The following is a 19,007-nucleotide window of genomic DNA, read 5'->3' as shown; positions in this document are numbered from 1 at the left end:
GAGTATGCGCGAGTTCAGGCGCGCGGGGACGCCCGCCTGCCGGGGTCCGCAAGGGCCGAATGACATGAGGACGCCGATGAGCCCCTCGCGCGGATCGCCTGGCCCTGCCGCGCGATCCGAGCGTCGTGCGCAAGGTGGCCGCCCGCGCAAGGCCGGACCGATGAGCAAAGCCGACGACCGGAACGAATTCACGCTGGCCAAGGCCAGGAGCAGTCGCCTGCTATGGGCCGTGGCGCTGTTCAGTTTCTTCACCAACCTGTTGATGTTGACCGGTCCCCTGTTCATGCTGCAGGTCTATGACCGGGTGCTGGGCTCGCGGTCCGAAGAGACGCTGGTGGCGCTGTTCCTGCTGGTGGCGGCGCTTTACGTCTTTTACGGGTTGCTGGAATTCGCCCGGGGGCGGGTGACTGCGCGGATCGGGGCGCGGCTTCAGGCGGTGTTCGGGCGGCGTGTCTTTGGCGCGGCGATCGAGCGGTCGGCGCTGCGCAACGGGCAGGGGCCGGGGGGGACGGCGCTGCAGGACCTTGATTCGGTGCGCGGCGTCTTCGGCTCGCCGGTGCTGCTGGCCTTTTTCGACCTTCCCTGGACGCCGGTCTTCCTGGCCGCGATCTTCCTGTTTCACCCGATGCTGGGCTGGTTGTCGCTGGCGGGGGCGGCGCTGCTGGTGGTGGTGACGCTGGTCAACCGGATGGTGACGCAGAAGGGGCTGGACGGGTCGAACCAGCTGGCCCATGCCGCGCAACGTCTGGCGCGGCAGGCCGAGGAGGGCGGCGCGCTGGTCTGGTCGCAGGGCATGGCGCCGGTCATGTCGGAACGCTGGGCCCGGCTGCAGGAAGAGGCGGGCGCGCGGGGGCTGAATGCCAATGATCGCACCGGCAGCTTCAGCTCGTTCTCGAAGGCGTTCCGCTTTTTCCTGCAATCGGCGATCCTGGCGCTGGGGGCCTGGCTGGTGCTGGGCGGCGAGTTGACGCCGGGGGCGATGATCGCGGCCTCGATCCTGATGGGGCGGGCGCTGGCGCCGGTGGATCAGGTGCTGGGGCAATGGCCCGCGATCCAGCGCGCGCAATCGGGCTGGCGCAACCTGCGGGAGTTCCTGACCTCAGTGCCCGCGCGCCGCAAGCCGACCGACCTGCCCGATCCCAAGGCGCGGCTGTCGCTGAGCGGCGTGGCGCTGCGCGCCTCCGCGCAGGGCGCACCGCCGATCCTGTACGGCATCAGCTTCGAGGTGAATCCGGGCGAGGCGCTGGGCGTGATCGGCAAGAGCGGGGCGGGCAAGACGAGCCTGGCCCGGCTGATCCTGGGCCTGGTGCCGCCCAGCGCGGGCGAGGTGCGGCTGGACGGGGCCACGCTGGACCAGTTCGGCCCCGAACGCCTGGGCCGTCTGATCGGCTGCCTGCCGCAGGATGTGCGCTTCTTCGACGGCACGGTGGCCGAGAACATCGCGCATATGGCGCTGGAGCCGAACCCGGCCCGCGTGGTGGCGGCCGCGCAGCTTGCGCGGGTGCACGAGATCGTCCTGCGCCTGCCCAAGGGCTATGACACGCCGCTGGTCGAGGGCGACGGGCTGTTGTCGGGCGGCCAGCGCCAGCGGCTGGCGCTGGCGCGCGCGCTGTATCACGACCCGGTGCTGCTGGTTCTGGACGAGCCCAATTCGGCGCTGGATGCCGATGGGTCGGAGGCGCTGAACGTGGTCGTCTCGGACATGAAGAAGGCGGGGAAATCGGTGATCGTGATGACCCACAGGCCATCGGCCATCGCGGTTTGCGACCGGCTGCTGGTGATCGACAACGGCCAGCAGAAGGCGCTGGGGCCGCGCGACGAGATCGTGCGCTCGCTGATGCGCAATGCGGGCGATGTGCAGCGCTCCATCGGATCGGTGCGCGGCACGACGGTTCAGGGGGCGGGCGGATGAGCGAGGCCGACAGGAAGGCCGCCGCGCCGCCCGCGGGTCCCGCGGCTGCGCCCGGTGCGGCGAGCGGTCTGCCGGGGGCGCGCATGCCGCTGGCGGTGGGGATCGTGGCGATCGTGCTGCTGGTGGGCGGCCTGGGGGGCTGGTCGGTGGCGACCAGCATCGCGGGCGCGGTGGTCGCGACGGGCACGGTCAAGGTCGAGAGCGACCGGCAGGTGGTCCAGCATCCCGAGGGCGGCGTGGTCGGCGAGATCCTGGCCCGCGACGGCGATGCGGTCGCGGCGGGGGATGTGGTGCTGCGGCTGGACGGCACCTTCCTGCGGTCGGAACTGGCCATCGTCGAGCGCCAGCTGTTCGAGATCGAGGCCCGCAAGGCGCGGCTGGAGGCCGAGCGCGACGGGGTCGAGACGCTGGTGATCGGCGAGTTGTCGGGCTTCGAGCATCTCGATCCCGACTGGATGCGCGGCCAGATCGAGGGCCAGAAGAGCCTGTTCGCCGCCCGCCGCGTGGCGCTGGCCCAAGAGCTGGAACAGCTCGACGAGCAGAGGAGCCAGATCGAGAACCAGATCGAGGGCACGATGTCCCAGATCGCGGCGCTGGAAAAGCAGCTTGGCCTCGTGGAGCGCGAACTGACGGACAAGCAGACGCTGTATGACCAGAACCTTGTGCCGGTGGGGCAGGTTCTGGCGCTGCAACGCGACGAGGCGGGGCTGGAGGGCGAGATCGGGCGGTTGATGTCCCAGGCCGCCGAAAGCCGCGCGCGGATCTCGGAACTGGCGGTGCAGGCGCTGCGGCTGGTCGATACGCGCCGCGAGGAGGCGATCAGCCAGTTGCGCGACCTGCAATATTCCGAGATCGAACTGGCCGAGCGCCGCCTGAGCCTGGCCGAGCGGCTGTCGCGGCTGGAGGTGCGCAGCCCGGCCGATGGCGTGGTGTTCGGCTCCAGCATCTTCGCGGTGCGCGCGGTGGTGCAGGGCGGCGCGCCGATCATGTATGTCGTGCCGGGCGGTCAGGCCTTGCAGGTTTCGGCGCGGATCGAGCCGTCGGATATCGACCAGGTCTTTCCGGGCCAGCCGGTGTCGCTGCGGCTGACCTCCTATGACAGCCGGACGACGCCGGAACTGCCGGGCGAGGTGTTGCGGATCTCGGCCGACTCGCTGTTCGACGAGGCGACGCGCATGACCTATTACGAGGCGGTGATCCTGCCCGATACCAGCGTGCTGGCGGACATGCCGAATGTGCAGCTGATGCCCGGCCTGCCGGTGGATGTGTTCCTGCGCACCCGGGACCGCAGCCCGCTGTCCTACCTGGTGCGGCCGCTGAAGATCTATTTCGACAGGGCGCTGCGCGAGGAATAGCGCGGCGGGCGTCCCGCGACGGGCGCGAACGGAACGGGGCCGGCCATGATGGCCGGCCCCTTTTTCATGCGCGTGGTGCGCCGCCTCAGTTCGGCATGACCTCGGTGGTCGGGCGCGGCGTGGCGGCGGTCTCGGCCGGGAGCACCGGCAGCGTGATCGTCGGCACCTCGCCGGTCAGGCTGTGCAGGAAGGCGACGATCTTGTCGGCTTCCTCGTCGCTGACCTCTTCGCCCAGCTGCGCGGTGCCCATCACCTGCACGGCGACCTTGAGATCCCAGACATTGCCCGAGTGGAAATAGGGCGCGGTCACGCCGACATTGCGCAGCGGCGAGGCGCGGAAGACATATTCGTCGATCGCGGTCTCGGTCACGGCGAAGCGGCCCTTGTCGCCCTCGGGCAGGATGTCGGCGCCGGGCTTCTCGATCAGGCCGAACGGGTAATAGCCGTTGCCGCCGAGATTGACGCCGTTGTGGCAGGTCACGCAACCCTTGTCGACGAAGAGGACCAGACCCTCTTTCTGGACGTCGGTCAGCGCCATCTCGTCGCCGTTCATGAAGGCGTCGAAGGGCGCGGGGGTGATCAGCGTGGCCTCGAAGGCCTCGATCGCGCGGGCCATGTTGTCGAAGCTGACCGGGTCGGCCTCTTCGGGGAAGGCGGTCGAGAACCAGTCGCGATATTGCTGCATCGAGTTCAGCGTCGCCACCACGGTTTCGGGCGTGTTCGCCATCTCGACGCCCGCCTGGATCGGCCCCTTGGCCTGTTCCTTGAGGTCTTCGGCGCGGCCGTCCCAGAACTGGGCGATGTTGAGCACCGCGTTGAACACGGTGGGCGAGTTGCGCGGCCCCTTCTGCCAGCCATGGCCGACCGAGGTGCTCATGTTGTCGTCGCCGCCGGTGGTCAGGTTATGGCAGGAATAGCAGGAAAACACCCCCGAGGCCGACAGGCGCGGGTCGAAGAACAGCGCCTTGCCCAGTTCGATCTTCTCGGGCGTGACGCGGTTGTCGGGCATCTGCGGGATGGTCGAGGGCAGCGGCTCGAAATAGTCGAGCGCCATTTGCCGCAGGTCCGAGGCCGAGGCGGGCAGCGCCATCGCGGTTGTCAGGAGCGCGGTCGAGAGGAGACGTTTCATGGTCAGCACCGTTTTGCAAAGGTTCACGCGTTGTCGCGACCTTAGAACCCTTCCAAGCGCGGGCCTTGACCTGCATCAAGTCCCGGGCCGATTTGCCGGGGCTTTCGGTATCTCGTTGCATGCGATGGTAGACAAGGCGGTTGATTTCCAAGGAAAACAGCCCGATTCCGGCAGGGCTGCGACCTTTCGACCCTGAACCGGCGGCCCGTCAGGCCGAGCGCAGCAGCACCTTGGCCGAGCCGACGGCCGCCGCGATCCGCTGGTAATGCACCATGCGCCGCGCGGAGCCTTCGGCCGAGCGCAGCAGCGCGGTCTCGGCCTCCTGCAGGATCGTCGCGGCCTGCGCGGCGAGACGATTCAGGGCGTCGCGACGCACCGGCGTCAATGCCCGCGGCGAGATCGTGTCGGCCACCCGCACCCGGCCGCGCGGCAGCGCCGGATCGGCATTGGCCTCGGCGATGCGGCGCAGATCGCGGGCGGCGCGGGTGAGGATCTGCCCGGCGGCGCGGTAATCCCCGCCGGGCATGTCGCGGGCGACCCCTTCGAGCTGGGCGGCGAGACAGTCGATCGCATAGGCGCGCTGGGCGATGCGGGCGCAGAAATCGCGCCCGGCCTCGATCCGGGCCACGACCCGGTCGGTGGTGGCTGCACTTGCCGTGGCCAGCGTCAGCCCGGGTGCGGTGCCGGCCTGTGGCCGGGCAGGGTCCGGCGGCAAGAACTGTCCCGGCGCGCTGCCGGGCGCAAGCGCAAGGGCGGCGGACAGCGCGCCGGGCAGCACGAGACGGGAAAGGCGGGCGATCATCGGGCAAGCTCCTGATGGTGGGCGCGGTCGCGAGCGATCAGGCCGAGCGCAGCAGCACCTTGGCCGAGCCGACGGCCGCCGCGATCCGCTGGTAATGCACCATGCGCCGCGCGGAGCTTTCGGCCGAGCGCAGCAGCCGCGTTTCCGCCTCTTCGAGGATCTGCGCGGCGGCCGCGTTCACGCTGGCAAGTGCCTCGGGGCGCACCGGGGTCAGCGCCGGGGTGGTCTCGCCCGAGGGTTGGCGCAGCCTGATCTGCGGCTGGGTCCGGTCGCGATTGGCCGCAGCCAGGGCGCCCAGATCGCGCGCGGCCTGGGCAAGGGCATTCTTCGCGTCCTGATAGTCACCGCGCGGCATCTTGGCGGCGATCCGGCCGAGGGCCTTGGACAGGCAGTCGACGGTGTATTCCGGGCCCGGGACCTGCCTGCAGATGTCGCGCGCCTCGGCGATATCGAGCAGGATCAGGTCGGTCATCCCGTCGGATACGACACCGCGCGGCCCGTCCGGGGGCACCGGATAGAACTCGGGCGGGTCGATGGAGGGACCGCCATTGCCTTCCTCGATCTGAGAGGGGGGGTCTTCTTCTTCATCGTCGCCAATGTCCTGCGCATTGGCGGTGAAGGGCACGAGGAACAGCGCGAGCGTCAACGCAACTGCTGCGGGATATGCTCTGGTGGCCATGGGACGTCCTCCGGTTGGCGCGGCTGGGGAACCGGTCCGCCCGCTTTCCATGGGCGCATCCACCGACACGGCAACAGCCCGGCGGCGGTTGCGAGCACAGCCCCGTCACGACCATGACAACCCGAGAGAAACGCACCCCCAACCGTGCGAAAGCAACGTAACCCCAGAAGTTTACCACAATGATCGGCTCCGGCCAATCCACGCCGTTGCCGGGCGCGGTTCTCCCGCGGGACGAATCGGATAGGATGGCGCGGAACGGGTGGTTGCGGGGGTGTTCCATGCGCGTCTTTGTCCTGACCCTTGTGATCGCGGCGGCGGCGGCCTGGCCCTTGCGGGCCGCCGACCGGGTCGCGCTGGTGATCGGTGTGGCCGATTACGCGACGATCCCGCCGCTGAGAAACACCGTGAACGATGCCGCCGCGCTGGCCCGCACGCTGCGCGGGATCGGTTTCGAGGTCAGCACGATGCTGGACCCGGGTGCCGCGGATCTGCGCGCGGCGCTGGACGATTTCGGCTTTGCCGCCGAGACCGCGGATCTGGCGCTGATCTATTTCGCCGGGCACGGGGTCGAGGTGCAGGGGCAGAATTTCCTGATCCCGGCGGATGCGGCGGTGCGCTCGAACCGGGATGTCCAGGGGCAGGCGGTTTCGCTGGACGATCTGCTGCACGCGGTCGACCGGGCGCGGCGGATGCGGATCGTGATCCTGGATTCCTGTCGCGACAACCCGTTCGGCGACCTGATCGACACCAGCGCGCCGTTGGGTGGCGGCCGCGCGGGGCTGGCGCCGCCCTCGCCCGAGCGCGGCACGCTGGTCGCCTTTGCCGCGCGCGACGGGCAGGTGGCGCTGGATGGCGAGGGCGAGAACAGCCCCTTTGCGCTGGCGCTGATCGACCGGCTGGCGCAGCCGGGGCTGGAGATCTCGCTGATGTTCCGGCAGGTGCGCGACCGGGTGCTGGAGGCGACCGCCAACCGCCAGGAGCCGCATACCTATGGCGCGCTCTCGGGCGAGCCGTTCTACCTGGCCGGTCCGGGCGAGGCCGATGAGCGGGTGCGCGACGAGGATCGCCGCATCGCCTGGTCGAGCCTGCGCCCCGAGCAGGAATTGCAACTGGCCGCGCTGGCCGCCGAAGGCGATACCCGCTCGATCCTGGGGCTGGCCTATATGCGGCTGAACCCTGCAGAGGACCGGTTCGACCCGGCGGAGGCCGTGCAGTTGCTGACGCGCGCGGCCGAGGCGGGCTCGCCCGAGGCGCAGTTCGAGCTGGCCAAGCTTTACGAGGCGGGGCTGGGGGTGGCGCAGGACGAGGCGCGCGCGCTGGCGCTTTACCGGCAGGCGGCGGAGCAGGAATTCGCCGATGCGCTGAACGACCTGGCCTTCATGCATTTCCAGGGCGGGCTGGGCCTGCCGCGCGATGCGAAACGCGCGCTGGGCTATTTCGAGCGCGCCGCCGCGCAGCGCCATCCGCAGGCGATGTTCAACTATGCCGCGCTGATCGACGATGGGCTGGTCGAGGGCAAGGGCCCGGCCGAGGCGGCGGGCTATCTTTACGGCGCGCTGCGCTCGGGCAGCGCGGATGTGCTGGAGATCCTGACCGAGCGGCCGACCATGTTCAAGCCCGAGACGAGGCGGGCCTTGCAGGCGCTGCTGCGCGAGCACGCGTTCTATGGCGGCGCGATCGACGGGGAGTTCGGACCGGGCACGCAGCGGGGCCTGCGCGCGGCCTATGGCCTGGCCGACTAGTGGTCTGGCCGACCAGGCGGGTTTCGCCCCGGCTGGCGCCGGGGCGACCCGCCGGGGGGCGCTGCCCCCCGGACCCCCCGGGATATTTCCGGCCAGAAGAAGGGGGGGCGCTAGCTCAGGGCCTGGAACTCGACCCGGCGGTTTTCGGCGGCGCGGGGATTGGCGGTGTCGAACAGGAAACGCTTGCCCAGGCCGATGGCCTCGAGCCGGGCCGGGTCGATGCCGCATTCGTTGACGAAATAGCGCTGCACCTCCCGGGCGCGCAGGATCGAGAGCCGCTCGTTATAGGCGTCGCTGCCGGCGGCATCGGTATGGCCGACGATCCGGAAGCGGGCGATGTCGCTGGCCTTCATCACGCGGCAGAGCTGTTCGAGGCGCGGTTTCTGGTCGGGCGAGAGGGCGGCGGAGTCGAAGGCGAATTCGATCCGGACATTGACCTGGAGATCGGGGGCCAGCTGGCCGAAGACCACCGGGGTCGGTGCGGCGGGCGGTGCGGGCACCAGCGGGCGCAGCTCGGGCGGGGCAAGCCCCACCGTGCCGGTGGAGCCGACGCTCACGCCCTCTCCGCCCTCGGGCGGGGCGGCGGGGGGAGGCTCGGCCGCGGCGGCGGTGGTCGGGCCCTGCACGTCGTCGACGGTGACGAGCGTCAGGCCGCGGGTGCGGCCCATGCCGCTTTCCTCGGCGGCGCGGAACGCGTCGCGCTGGGTTTCGAAGACCCGCAGCAGGTCGCCATCGCTGATCTCCTGCGCGGCTGCGGGCGCCGCCCATCCGACCGCGACGCCCAGTGCCAGTCCAAGCAGTCCGCGCATGATCCTCCCCCCGAGAAATCCGTTCAGTTGCGGGACAGTCTACGGTATCCTCGGGCTGCGATCAATTCGCGAGCGGAACGGGGAGCGGCATGGCTGACCGGAGAGGGCTGCGCGCGGACGGAGGGGCGCGGTGAGCGCGCCGACGACGCGGGTGCCGGTGCCGGTGCCGGGGCTGGACATGCCGCGGCCGGTGGGCGCGGGGCTGACCCATCGCGGGCGGGTGCGCGAGCGCAACGAGGACGCGATCCTGACCGATCCCGACGGGGGCGAATTATGGGCCGTGGCCGACGGGATGGGCGGGCATGCGGCGGGCGATGTCGCCTCGGACATGGTGATCGACGCGCTGGCGGGCCTGCCGGACGAGGCGGCGCCGGTCGCGGGGATGATCGGGCGGCTGGAGGCGGCGAATGCCGCGATCGGCGCGCGGGCGCTGGCCGAGGGGCGCGGGCAGATGGGCGCGACGGTCGTGGCGGCGATGATCCGCGCCGCGGTCGCGCATCTGGTCTGGGCCGGGGACAGCCGCGGCTATCTGCTGCGCGGCGGGCATCTGCGGTTGCTGACCCGCGATCATACGCTGGTGCAGGATCTGGTGGAGCGTGGCGCGCTGGGGGCGGAGGAGGCGGAGCACCACCCCGAAGCGCATGTCGTCACCCGCGCGGTGGGGATGGGGGCGGGCTTTGCGGCGGAAAGCCTGTCGGTGCCGGTGGTGCCGGGGGACCGGCTGCTTCTGTGCAGCGACGGGCTGCCGCGCTGTGTCAGCGAACAGGCGATCGCCGCGATCCTGCTGGGCGCCGCTTCGCCCGAGGATGCCTGCCGGGCGCTGGTCGCGGCGGCGCTGGAGGCGGGTGCGCCGGACAATGTGTCGGTGATCGTGGTCGGGATCGAGGAGGGCTGAACCCGTGCGGGAAGGCGCGCTGATCGGGCCGATCATCATCGCCATCGGGCTGGTCGTCGCGGCGGTCAGTTTCGCGCTGGTCGGCGCGCTGCTGGAGCGCGCCGATCCGGCGGCCGAGCTGCGGCTGGGCCGCGCCGAGGACCGGCTGGCCGAGGCCGAGGCCGAGATCGCGCGCCAGGGTGCCGCGCTGCGCGAGGCGCGGGCCGACCTGGCGCGGCTGCGCGACGAGATGTCGTTGCTGGCGGGGCGCGCGCCCGCGGCTGGGTCCGTGGCTGGGCCCGGGGCCGGGGCGCCGGTGCTGCCCTCGCATGACGACGATCCGCCCGAGACCGAGGAATTGACCGAGGTGATGCAGCTGGCGCGGGCGCGGTTCAATATCGGCATCACCCAGCCCAACAACCGGGTGATGCTGGAGCTTCTGGGCAATCCGCGCGCGAGCTATTCGCAGGACTGCCAGCCGGTCACCGATCCGCGGCTGCGCGCGCTGCTGGAGACCCGCCGGATCGGGCCGATCACGGTGACGATGATCCGGCCCGCGCTCGACTCGCTGGAACGGGTGCTGGACCGGCTGGCCGAGACCGATCCCGACATCCATGCCAAGCTGGGCACCGCCGGGGCGCTGTGCGCGCGCAACATAAGGGGGTCGAGCACGGCGATCTCGAACCATAGCTGGGGCACCGCGATCGACCTGACGCTGGAGGGGATGCTGGACGCCTTTGCCGATGGCGGCACGCAGTTCGGGCTGCTGATCCTGGCGGAATATTTCAACGACGAGGGCTGGTTCTGGGGGGCGACCTACAGCCGCGAGGATTCGATGCATTTCGAGGTGGGCGCCGAGACGCTGCGCCGCTGGCTGGACGAGGGGCAACTGGACGGCTGATGGCGGGGCGCACCGATACCGGGGGGCTTGCGCGGCTGGCGGTGCCGGTGCTGGATTTTCTGGACGGGATGGCGGGGCGCGCGGGGCGCGAGGCGGAAATGCTGGCCGAGGCGCGGGCGCGGCTTGACCGGTTCGAGGCCGCGGCGCTGGCCGAGGGGGTGCCGGTGCAGGCGATCCGGCCTGCGCGCTACGCGCTGGCGGTGCTGATCGACCAGCGCGCGCGCAGCCTGCCGGGGCTGTCGGTACGGCGCTGGTCGGCGCTGGCGGGGCGGCAATTGTTCGACGGGCGCGACATCTCGCTGGACCGGGTGCGGGGCTTTCGCGACACCGCGCGCGGGCAGGGGCCGGAATTTGCCGATCTGGCGGGGTTTCTGGACGGGCTGCTGGACCGGGCCGAGTCGGCGCGGCGGGGCGCGGGGCGGCGGCGGTCGGGCTGGGCAGGCTGGGCAGTCGGGGGTGTTCTGGCGCTGGGGCTGGCGCTGGGGGGCTATGCGCTGGCGCTGGACTATCGCTTTCACGCCGATCTGGCCCGCGGCTTTCAGGACGAGGCGCTGGCGATCGGTCTGGACCGGGCGGATATCGGCGCCGATCTGGGCGCGCGGCTCGACCGGATGGCGGCGGCGGTGGCACGCGTCGAGCAGGCCGCGCGGGGGGCGCCGCTGCGCCTTGGGCCGTTCGACGCGGCGGGGCGGGCGCGGGGGGAGTATGCCGGGGCGGTCGCGCGGCATCTGCCCGGCGCGATGGCCGGAGCGGTGGCCGAGGCGCTGGCGGGCGAGGGCGAGGGGCTGGCGCTCTACGACACGCTGCGCGCCTGGTCGATCCTGACGGGCGAGGCAGAGTGGAGCGGGGCCTATCTGGCGGGCTGGCTGGCGGCGCGCGGGGCGGACGATCCGGCGCTGGCTGCATTGGTGACGCATGTGCCCGCGCTGACCGGCCCGCCCGCCGCGCTGCCCGCGCAGGATCCCGAATTGCTGGCGCAGGCCCGGCTGTTCGCCCGCGAGGCCGGGGAGGCGGAGCGCGCCTGGCTGGAATTGCGCCGCTCCGACGGGGCGGCGGCGCTGGCGCCCTGGCGGGCGGACGCCGCGGTGCCGGGGCTGGCCGAGGTGGTGATGCGCCGGTCGGGGCAGGCGATGGAGGCGCCGTTGCCGGGGCTGTTCACCGCGGCGGGCTGGGATTGGGCGCGGGATTATGGCGCGGGGCTGGCGGTGCAGACGGCGCGCGCCGTCGCGCCCGACCTGCTGGGCGTGGTGCCGCCGCAGGTCAATGCCGCGCCTGACCGGGTGATGGATGTGCTGCATGACCAGACGCTGGCCCATTGGCAGGGCTATCTGGCCGATCTGCGGGTGCGTCCCTTTGGCGACCGCGACGCCTCGGTGCGGATCTCGGGGCTGCTGGCGGCACCCGGTTCTCCGCTGGCCCGCCTGATCCGCGAGGTCTGGGCGCAGGCCGGCGGCGCGGACCGGCGGCGCGGGCATGCGCGGCAATTGCGGCTGGCCACCGTGTTCGGCCCGGCGATCCAGTATGTCGAGGCGGGCAAGATGGCCGAGATCGCGGCGCTGTTCGCCTCGCTCAACGTGGCGCTGGGCGCGATGGGCGAGGGCGACGAGGCGGCGGCGGAACGGCTGATGAGCGTGCAGGACCGCGCGGCCTCGGTCGAGGCGCTGAAGACCGCGCCGCTGGTCGTGGTGCAGATCGTCGAGGATGTGCTGGCGCAGACCTCGGCGGCGCATGCCGACATCCTGACCAACCCGGTGACGCGGCGCTGGCAGGCCGCCGTTCTGCCGCTGTGCAAGCGCACCGTCGAGGGGCGCTATCCCTTTGCCGAGGGCGCGCCCGCCGACATGGCCGATTTCACCGATCTGTTCGGGCCGCAGGGCGCGTTGCAGGCGTTCTTTGCCAGCACGCTGGCGCCCTATCTGGATACCAATGCGCAGCCCTGGCGCTGGAAGCCCGAGGCGCGGCTGGCGGGGCTGTCGCCGGAAAGTGCCGCGTTCTTCGAGCAGGCGCTGGGGGCGGCGGGCGGATTCTTCGATGCCGAGGGGCGGTTCGGCGCGGCGCTGACGCTGACGACGCTGGCCGAGCGGGGGCAGGCGGTGATGGCGGTGGGCGGGCAGGGCGTGCCGCTGTCGGCCGCGGCCGGGGCCGAGCGGCTGGTCTGGCCGGGGCCGGTGCCCGAGGCCGGGGCCGAGATCGGCTTTCGCGGCGAGGGTGGCGCGGTCGCGCTGGCCGAACCGGGCGCCTGGGGGCTGATCCGGCTGCTGGACGGGGTGCGGCTGCGCCGCCGCGACGAGGGGCGGCGGTTCCTTGTCGATTTCCGCAGCGCGACCGGGCGAATCTTCGTCGAGATCGGCTTCGAGGCGGCGCTGAATCCGGTCTCGGTGCGCCCGCTGCTGCGCGGCCTGAGCTGTCCGACGACGCTGTAGCGCGGCGACGAAAACCCGCCCAAGGCCGCCCGCCCGCGCTATACTGGCCCCGACGGGTCGCCAGAGGGGGGCAGGAGCCATGTTCGAGGACCGCCATTTCGCCGTCAGGACGCCGCTGGACGAGGATATCCTGCGCTTTGCCTATCTGGAGGGGCAGGACGAGATCTCGGCCCCGTTCCTTTATCGCGTGGGGCTGAACAGCCCGGATATCGAACTCGACGCGGCCGATCTGCTGGGGCGTCCATTCGCGGTGCGGGTCGGTGGGCAGGGCGAGGAGCCGCGCTGGTTCCACGGGCTGGCCGCCGAGTTCCGGATGGACCGGCTGCAGGACGGTTTCGCGCTGTACGAGGTCGTGCTGCGGCCCTGGCTGTGGTTCCTGGGCAATCGCAGCGACAACCGCATCTTTCAGAACATGAGCACCATCGACATCGTCGAGGAGGTGTTCGGGGCCTACCCGTCCGCAGCCTATGAAAAGCGGCTTCAGGGCAGCTATGCGCCGCGGGAATATTGCGTGCAATATGGCGAGAGCGATCTCGATTTCGTCCAGCGCCTGCTGGAGGACGAGGGCATCTTCTACTTCTTCGAGCACGACATCGAAGGACTCCGGTTGATCCTGACCGATGCCCCCGCCCTGCTTGTCGCGGCGGGTGATCTGGACGAGGTGGTGTTCGAGCCCGATGCCTTCGTGACCTTTCGCGATGGCGACTACATCACCCGCTGGCAGCCCTGCACCTCGGTCGTGACGGGGAAATATGTCCAGACCGATTACGATTTCGAGAAACCCTCGGCCGATCTGGCCACCCGGGCCGACGACCCGCGCGGGCACGAGATCGACGATGGCGAGCGCTATCATTATCCGGGCGGCTATGTGCAGGTGTCGGCGGGCGACAGGCGCAGCCGCATCAGGCTGGAGGAGGTGCAGGCGCCCGCCCGCCGGGCCGAGGCGACAACGACCGCGCCCGCCTTGCTGTCGGGGGCGAAGTTCAAGCTGACGGGGTTCCCGCGCGAGGCCGAGAATGACGCCTACATGATCCTGCGGGCCGAATACACGCTGCGCGAGGAACAGTATCGCTCCGGCCAGCGCACCGAGCGTCTGCCGCAGGGCTATGAGGCGCGGCTGGTGCTGGCGCCTGTCGCGCTGCCCTTCCGGCCCGAGCGGCGCGCCCGCTGGCCGGTGATGAAGGGGCCGCAGACCGCGACCGTGGTGGGGCCTGCGGGGGCCGAGATCTTCACGGACAAGTATTCGCGGGTGAAAGTCCAGTTCCACTGGGACCGGCTGGGCGGGCGCGACGAGAATTCGTCCTGTTTCGTGCGGGTCAGTTCCGCCTGGGCGGGGGCGGGCTGGGGCTTCATCCAGATCCCGCGGATCGGGCAGGAGGTGATCGTCGATTTCCTGGAGGGCGACCCGGACCGCCCGCTGATCACGGGCCGGGTCTACAATGCCGAGCAGATGCCGCCCTATGGGCTGCCCGGCAACGAGACGCAATCGGGCTGGAAGTCGATGTCCTCGCCCGGCGGGGGGGGCTGGAACGAGCTGCGCTTCGAGGACAGGAAAGGGTCCGAGGAGGTCTATTTCCAGGCCGAGAAGGACCATACCGAACTGGTCAAGAACGACGAGACGCGCACCATCGGCCATGACTGGGTCGAGGATGTGGGCAATGACGCGACGCAAAGCGTGGGCCATGACCGCACGGAATCGGTGGGCAACGACAAGTCGACAAGCGTGGGCAACAACCGCGTGGTCAAGATCGGGGTGAATGACGACGAAAGCGTGGGGTCGAACCGCAGCCTGACGGTGGGGGCGAACGAGACGATCTCGGTCGGGTCGAACTCGTCCGAGACGATCGGCGTGAACCACAGCCAGGCAGTGGGCGGGGCGCAGAGCATCGAGGTGGGCGGCGCGCGCAGCGATACCGTGGGCGGGTCCGAGACGCGGACCGTCGGCGGGGCGCAGACCCAGACCGTGGGCGTCACGCGCACGGTCACGGTGGGGGGCGCGCAATCGCATCAGGTGGGCGCTGCGGATACCTGGACCATCGGCGGCGGCCGGACGACCACAATCGGCGGGGCGGACGGGACCACGGTGGGCGGCAACCAGACGCTTGCGGTCGGCGGATCGCGCGGGACCGAGGTGGCGGGCGACGAGTCGCTGAAGGTCGGGGGCGCGATGGTGGCGAATGTCGGCTCGACCCTGTTCGTCGAGGCGGGCGACAAGATCACGCTGAAATGCGGGGGCGCGAGTCTCGTGCTGGAAAGCGGCGGCAAGATCACGCTGAAGGGCACGGATATCCTGCTGGACGGCTCTGGCAAGATCAATGTCAAGGCGGGCGGCGACGTGACGATCAAGGGCAGCAAGATCAACCAGAACTGACCGGGCCGAAGATCCGGGCAAGGGCCTCGTCCGGGCTGTCGGGCAGGCCGGTGCTGTCGGCGGTCCAGAGGCCGGGGGCGGGGTCGGTGCCGGGGATGGGCGCGGGCAGGGCGCCGATCAGCGCGTCGGGGTCGAGCATGCCTTCGGTCGCGGCAAGGGCGGCGGGCAGGGCGGCGGCGCACCACGCTTCGGCCGCCGCGCGGTCCAGCCCGGGCAGGTGGCAGCAGGCCAGCGGAAAGGCCCGCCCCGCCCGGTCGGACGAGGGCAGGATCAGCGCGGTCAGGCTGGTCCCGTTCAGGATCAGCGTGGCCCGGAGCCCCGCCGCGGGCCAGCTATCCGGCGCGCGGGCGTGGCGGGCAAGGTGGGTGGTCAGCCAGCGGTCGAGCGGCGCGCGCAGTCCCGGCGGCAGGCCGCGGGCGACGAAATCGCCCAGCCCGGGCAGCTTGCCGAACAGCGCGGTGGCGGGGGGCATGCCTCAGAATCCGTCGGGGCAGGAAAAGCCGCCGAAAAGCCCCAGGTCGAAGGGGTTGTCCACGCTGCCCGCGCGCAGGTCGAACCGCGCCGAGAAGCCGCCGCGGCCCAGCGTCAGGCGGAACAGTTCGGGCAGATCGGTCGGTTGCAGGCTGTTGGAGCGCAACAGCCGCAGGAACGCCCAGGCCCCGGTTTCCGAGGTGATCACCTCGGACGAGCCGTCGACCGGCGTGAAGGAGAGCGAGACCAGGTTGGTGCCGTCCGGTCCGGGCCAGGTCATCGGCATCGGGCGTGCGGCCGCGTTGAAATAGGCCAGCACCTGCCCGTCCACGTTCAGCGTCACGCGCGAGGCATTGGCCGAGAGATCCTTGGGTTCCAGCGAAAAGGCGATGACCGGCCCCGCGCCGCCGGGAAACAGCCCGTCGCGGATCGCGCGGGCGCGCTCGAACGGCACGAGACGGTCGTCGGTCAGCCCGAAATCCGCCCGCCAGCGCCAGGGCCGGGCGGTGCTGTCGACATAGGCGGCCAGATGCGTGGTGGTGAAGCTGTCGATCAGCCCGCCGGGGCCGAACAGGCGGGCGAAATCGGCGATGTTGACGTCGATCCGGCTGGCGCTGTCGAAGGGGTAGCGCCCGGCGGTGGCGGCGCGGCAGAAGGACAGCACATCCGCCCGCCAGCGCGCGTTGAGCTGCGCGAGCACCGCGTCGCGGGTGACGGCGATGGCATCGCCCGCGATCCCGGCGATCCAGTCGTCGACCGGGTCGGGCAGGATCGCGGCCTCGTTGGCGATGGCGCCGGTCAGTTGCGGCAGCCCGCCGCGGGCCAGCAGCGCGGCCTCGGGGTCGGGGCTGGCGGCGACGGTCTGCAATTCGTTCGACAGCGCGGTCAGCGCGGCGATGGCGGGGTCGAGGCTGGGGGGCTGGCCCGCGAGTTCCTCGATGGTGCCGCGGAGCGGGGTGAAATGGTCGGCAACCGGCGTGCCGGGCGGCGGCGCGTCGGGGCGCAGCGCGGCGATCTCGGAGACGGTCTTGACGGTTTTCGAGGCCAGCCGCCCGACCTTGCCCAGCGTCTTTTCCGCCACCCGCATCGCGCCCGCGGGCATGGCAGCCCCCGGTTCGGGCGGCCGGGTCAGGTAGGTTTCGGCGACGATGGCGCGCAGCAGCCGCCTGAGCGCGCTGTCGGCGCTGGAGAGATCCCTGAGATTGTTGCGCGCGACGGCCAGGTCGGTGATCGGCGCAAGCCGCAGGTCGCGCAGGACCTCGTCCCAGGTGGCGATGAAATCCTCGTAGTAGAGCTTGAGGATATCGCCCTCCAGCGTGGCGACCGAGGCGCCCGCGCTTTCCGGGCAGCCGCCCGCGAACACCGCCCGGTCAAGCGCGGCCTGCGCCGCGGCCTCGGGGACCAGCGGCAGGACGACCTCGTGAAAGCCCCGATAGGTGAAGGCGCCGGGCAGGCCGATGCGCAGCGTGCGTTCCGACAGCCGGGTGAAGACGCGCGCCCCGTTGGGGCCGGCATGTTCGGCCGGGATCCAATCGGGCAGGGCCGCGACCTCGGGCGCCTCCATCAGCGCGCGATAGGCGCGGGTGGCCAGCGGGATTGTGCAGACGCTTTCCAGCGCGGCGGAGATCAGCGCGGGATCGGGGGCGATCCGGTCCTCCTCGCCCGCCATGCGGTCCAGCGCGTCAAGCTGATAGGTCCGCGCGATGTTGGTGGGGAAGGGGTCCAGCGGCGCCTCGGCGGGCAGCGATTGCTGCCACCAGGCGCGGGCGAACTCGGTATTGTAAGGGGCAAGCCCGGTCATCATCTGGTAGACCTTGAGCGCGCCGAGCGTGTAATCGGGATCGCGCACCTTCTTCCACATCGTCGCTTCGAGCAGCGCGACCATGCGCGGTTCCAGGACGTTGCGCAGCGCGCGTTCATAGGCGATGCGCTGGGCGCGCTCGATCTCGGCCGCGGCCGAGGGGCCAAGCGCGGTCAGCACCCCGCGCGGCACGCGGGTTTCGGCATCGGCCACCTCGTCCACCGCGTCGAGCGCCAGTTCCAGGTCCAGCGGTTCGGTCGGCGCCTGCCGCGCGGCGACATTCGCCAGCCGCGATTGCAGCAGCGTCAATTGCCGTTCCTGGTCCGCGATGCCGCCCGAATAGCGCAGGAAGGAGAACAGGAAAAGCGCTGCGGCCAGCACCGTGACAAGGCCCGCGCCCGCCAGCGTGCCGCGGAAGATCCAGGCGCGGCGTTCCTCGGCGCGGGGATCGAAGGTGCCAAGCCCTGCCTCGGGAAAGATCAGCCGGGCCATCATGTCGTGCAGGAAATAGCTGCGCGTCTCGCGATGCGCCCGCGGTTCGGGCCGGGTGGCGGGCAGGCCGAAGCGTGCGGCAAGGCTGCCGACCAGCAGATCGACCGGGCTGCCCTCCTGCGTGGCCGAGGTGAGGTAGAAGCCGCGCAGCCAGGCGCTGTCCTCGTAACGGCTTTCGCCGAAGACGGTGTCGATCAGCACCTTCATCGGGCCGGTCAGCGCCTCGAGCTGGGCGGGGAAGCGGAAGGCTTCGCCCCGTATGGCGAGCGGCCGGTCCTCGGCGATGCGGGGGACGACGCGCTTTTCGATCTCGGCGACAAGGGCGGTCATCTCGCGCGCGACGCTCACGCCATCGACCCGCGCCTCGGTGCCCAGGGTGGCGCCCCATACCTGTTCGCGCCCGCGCGTGGACAGATCGGCGAAGAAGGGTTCGAAGCCGGGGATCAGGTCGGCCTTGGTGATCATCAGATAGACCGGCAGGCGCATCTGGAGCCGGTCGTAAAGCTCGGCCAGACGCTTGCGGATCTCGCGGCCATGGGCACGCAGCGCGGCCTCGTCGCCGGTCAGTTCCAGCACCGAGAGCGTCACGATCACCCCGTTCAGCGCGCGCCGCCCGCGATGGCGTTTCAGCAGGTCGAGAAAGCCGCGCCATTCGGCGGCGTCGGTTTCGGGATCGCTGGCCTGTTCGGTATAGCGGCCCGCGGTGTCGATCAGCACCGCGTCCTCGGTGAAGAACCAGTCGCAATTGCGCGTGCCGCCCATGCCGCGCAGGTCGTCGCCCAGTTCGATGGGGAAATTCAGCCCCGACTGGCGCAGCGCCGTGGTCTTGCCGGTGCCGGGCGGGCCGATGATGACATACCATGGCATGTCGCGCAGGAACTTGCGCCCGCCCAGCTTCGAGCGTTTCATCCGTTCGAGGATGGCCTGGAATTTCTCGCCCACCTCGGCCAGGTTCTCGGCCCCCGGCTCGGGCGGGGGGGCATCTTTCGGCTGGGCCAGTTCGGTGACGAAGACGCGGTTGGCGCGGGCGGCGCGGATCTGGCGCAGCAGTTGCGAGACCAGCCAGAAGATCACGATCAGCCCGATGGTGACGATCCGCGCCAGTTCGCCCGCCAGCGGCGCGGCCTCGCCCAGGCGGATCAGCGGGCCGTAGATCCAGATCAGCGCGCAGAGCAGAACGATCCCGATCAGCGTCCAGAAGAGCCGCGAGATCAGGAAGCCGAAGACCGCCTTGAGCCTGCCCATG

13 protein-coding genes are annotated in these 19,007 nt (G+C 71.0%); 7 read left to right on the top strand and 6 right to left on the bottom strand.

Going from position 1 to position 19,007, the window contains the following annotated elements:
• The first annotated feature begins 160 nt into the window (after positions 1–160).
• A complete protein-coding gene (locus tag NHN26_RS07045; protein ID WP_253088792.1) occupies positions 161–1,912 on the top strand; it encodes a type I secretion system permease/ATPase in 1,752 nt (583 codons plus the stop codon).
• Positions 1,909–3,267, top strand: coding sequence for an HlyD family type I secretion periplasmic adaptor subunit (locus NHN26_RS07040; protein WP_253088791.1), 1,359 nt, complete (start codon positions 1,909–1,911; stop codon positions 3,265–3,267). The genes NHN26_RS07045 and NHN26_RS07040 overlap by 4 nt, the downstream gene beginning before the upstream one ends.
• Positions 3,268–3,352: 85 nt before the next feature.
• On the opposite strand, the gene NHN26_RS07035 is transcribed toward NHN26_RS07040, so the two are convergent.
• The 3 genes from NHN26_RS07035 to NHN26_RS07025 form a co-directional block, all read right to left on the bottom strand.
• Positions 3,353–4,396: a cytochrome-c peroxidase gene (locus NHN26_RS07035; RefSeq protein ID WP_290442860.1), complete on the bottom strand. Its 1,044-nt coding sequence runs from the start codon at positions 4,394–4,396 to the stop codon at positions 3,353–3,355.
• Between the two features lie 208 nt (positions 4,397–4,604).
• A complete protein-coding gene (locus tag NHN26_RS07030) occupies positions 4,605–5,198 on the bottom strand; it encodes a hypothetical protein (protein ID WP_253088790.1) in 594 nt (197 codons plus the stop codon).
• A gap of 37 nt (positions 5,199–5,235) precedes the next feature.
• A complete protein-coding gene (locus NHN26_RS07025) occupies positions 5,236–5,877 on the bottom strand; it encodes a hypothetical protein (RefSeq protein ID WP_253088789.1) in 642 nt (213 codons plus the stop codon).
• A gap of 278 nt (positions 5,878–6,155) precedes the next feature.
• On the opposite strand from NHN26_RS07025, the gene NHN26_RS07020 reads away from it, so the two are divergent.
• The gene (locus tag NHN26_RS07020; RefSeq protein ID WP_253088788.1) at positions 6,156–7,619 is read left to right on the top strand and encodes a caspase family protein; all 1,464 of its coding nucleotides are present in this window, start codon (positions 6,156–6,158) and stop codon (positions 7,617–7,619) included.
• Positions 7,620–7,729: 110 nt separating this feature from the next.
• On the opposite strand, the gene NHN26_RS07015 is transcribed toward NHN26_RS07020, so the two are convergent.
• Positions 7,730–8,428: an OmpA family protein gene (locus tag NHN26_RS07015; RefSeq protein WP_253088787.1), complete on the bottom strand. Its 699-nt coding sequence runs from the start codon at positions 8,426–8,428 to the stop codon at positions 7,730–7,732.
• 130 nt (positions 8,429–8,558) lie between these two features.
• Between NHN26_RS07015 and NHN26_RS07010 the strand changes: the two genes are divergently transcribed.
• From NHN26_RS07010 to NHN26_RS06995, 4 genes are all read left to right on the top strand, one after another.
• Positions 8,559–9,323, top strand: coding sequence for a PP2C family protein-serine/threonine phosphatase (locus NHN26_RS07010; RefSeq protein WP_253088786.1), 765 nt, complete (start codon positions 8,559–8,561; stop codon positions 9,321–9,323).
• 4 nt (positions 9,324–9,327) lie between these two features.
• Positions 9,328–10,203, top strand: coding sequence for a M15 family metallopeptidase (locus NHN26_RS07005; RefSeq protein WP_253088785.1), 876 nt, complete (start codon positions 9,328–9,330; stop codon positions 10,201–10,203).
• Complete coding sequence (locus tag NHN26_RS07000) at positions 10,203–12,626, top strand: ImcF-related family protein (protein ID WP_253088784.1); 2,424 nt, start codon at positions 10,203–10,205, stop codon at positions 12,624–12,626. The genes NHN26_RS07005 and NHN26_RS07000 overlap by 1 nt, the downstream gene beginning before the upstream one ends.
• A 79-nt stretch (positions 12,627–12,705) precedes the next feature.
• Positions 12,706–14,997 (top strand): type VI secretion system Vgr family protein, encoded by a 2,292-nt coding sequence (locus NHN26_RS06995; RefSeq protein ID WP_253088783.1) that lies wholly within the window; start codon positions 12,706–12,708, stop codon positions 14,995–14,997.
• On the opposite strand, the gene tagF is transcribed toward NHN26_RS06995, so the two are convergent.
• Positions 14,984–15,469: a type VI secretion system-associated protein TagF gene (tagF, locus tag NHN26_RS06990; protein WP_253088782.1), complete on the bottom strand. Its 486-nt coding sequence runs from the start codon at positions 15,467–15,469 to the stop codon at positions 14,984–14,986. The two genes, NHN26_RS06995 and tagF, sit on opposite strands and share 14 nt — an antisense overlap.
• 3 nt (positions 15,470–15,472) lie before the next feature.
• Positions 15,473–19,006 carry a type VI secretion system membrane subunit TssM gene (tssM, locus tag NHN26_RS06985; RefSeq protein WP_253088781.1) on the bottom strand — a complete coding sequence of 1,178 codons (3,534 nt, stop codon included), beginning with the start codon at positions 19,004–19,006 and terminating at the stop codon, positions 15,473–15,475.
• Between the last annotated feature and the right edge of the window lies 1 nt (position 19,007).

This window comes from Rhodovulum tesquicola, assembly GCF_024128855.1.
Classification (GTDB): Bacteria; Pseudomonadota; Alphaproteobacteria; order Rhodobacterales; family Rhodobacteraceae; genus Rhodovulum; species Rhodovulum tesquicola.
The sequence above is the reverse complement of the archived record's forward strand: the minus strand, read 5'-3'. Positions and strand labels throughout refer to the sequence as shown.

Coding starts and splice junctions, on each gene's coding strand:
- NHN26_RS07045 (WP_253088792.1), top strand. CDS start 161: ATGAGCAAAGCCGACGACCGGAACGAATTCACGCTGGCCAAGGCCAGG.
- NHN26_RS07040 (WP_253088791.1), top strand. CDS start 1,909: ATGAGCGAGGCCGACAGGAAGGCCGCCGCGCCGCCCGCGGGTCCCGCG.
- NHN26_RS07035 (WP_290442860.1), bottom strand. CDS start 4,396: ATGAAACGTCTCCTCTCGACCGCGCTCCTGACAACCGCGATGGCGCTG.
- NHN26_RS07030 (WP_253088790.1), bottom strand. CDS start 5,198: ATGATCGCCCGCCTTTCCCGTCTCGTGCTGCCCGGCGCGCTGTCCGCC.
- NHN26_RS07025 (WP_253088789.1), bottom strand. CDS start 5,877: ATGGCCACCAGAGCATATCCCGCAGCAGTTGCGTTGACGCTCGCGCTG.
- NHN26_RS07020 (WP_253088788.1), top strand. CDS start 6,156: ATGCGCGTCTTTGTCCTGACCCTTGTGATCGCGGCGGCGGCGGCCTGG.
- NHN26_RS07015 (WP_253088787.1), bottom strand. CDS start 8,428: ATGCGCGGACTGCTTGGACTGGCACTGGGCGTCGCGGTCGGATGGGCG.
- NHN26_RS07000 (WP_253088784.1), top strand. CDS start 10,203: ATGGCGGGGCGCACCGATACCGGGGGGCTTGCGCGGCTGGCGGTGCCG.
- NHN26_RS06995 (WP_253088783.1), top strand. CDS start 12,706: ATGTTCGAGGACCGCCATTTCGCCGTCAGGACGCCGCTGGACGAGGAT.
- tagF (WP_253088782.1), bottom strand. CDS start 15,469: ATGCCCCCCGCCACCGCGCTGTTCGGCAAGCTGCCCGGGCTGGGCGAT.
- tssM (WP_253088781.1), bottom strand. CDS start 19,006: ATGGGCAGGCTCAAGGCGGTCTTCGGCTTCCTGATCTCGCGGCTCTTC.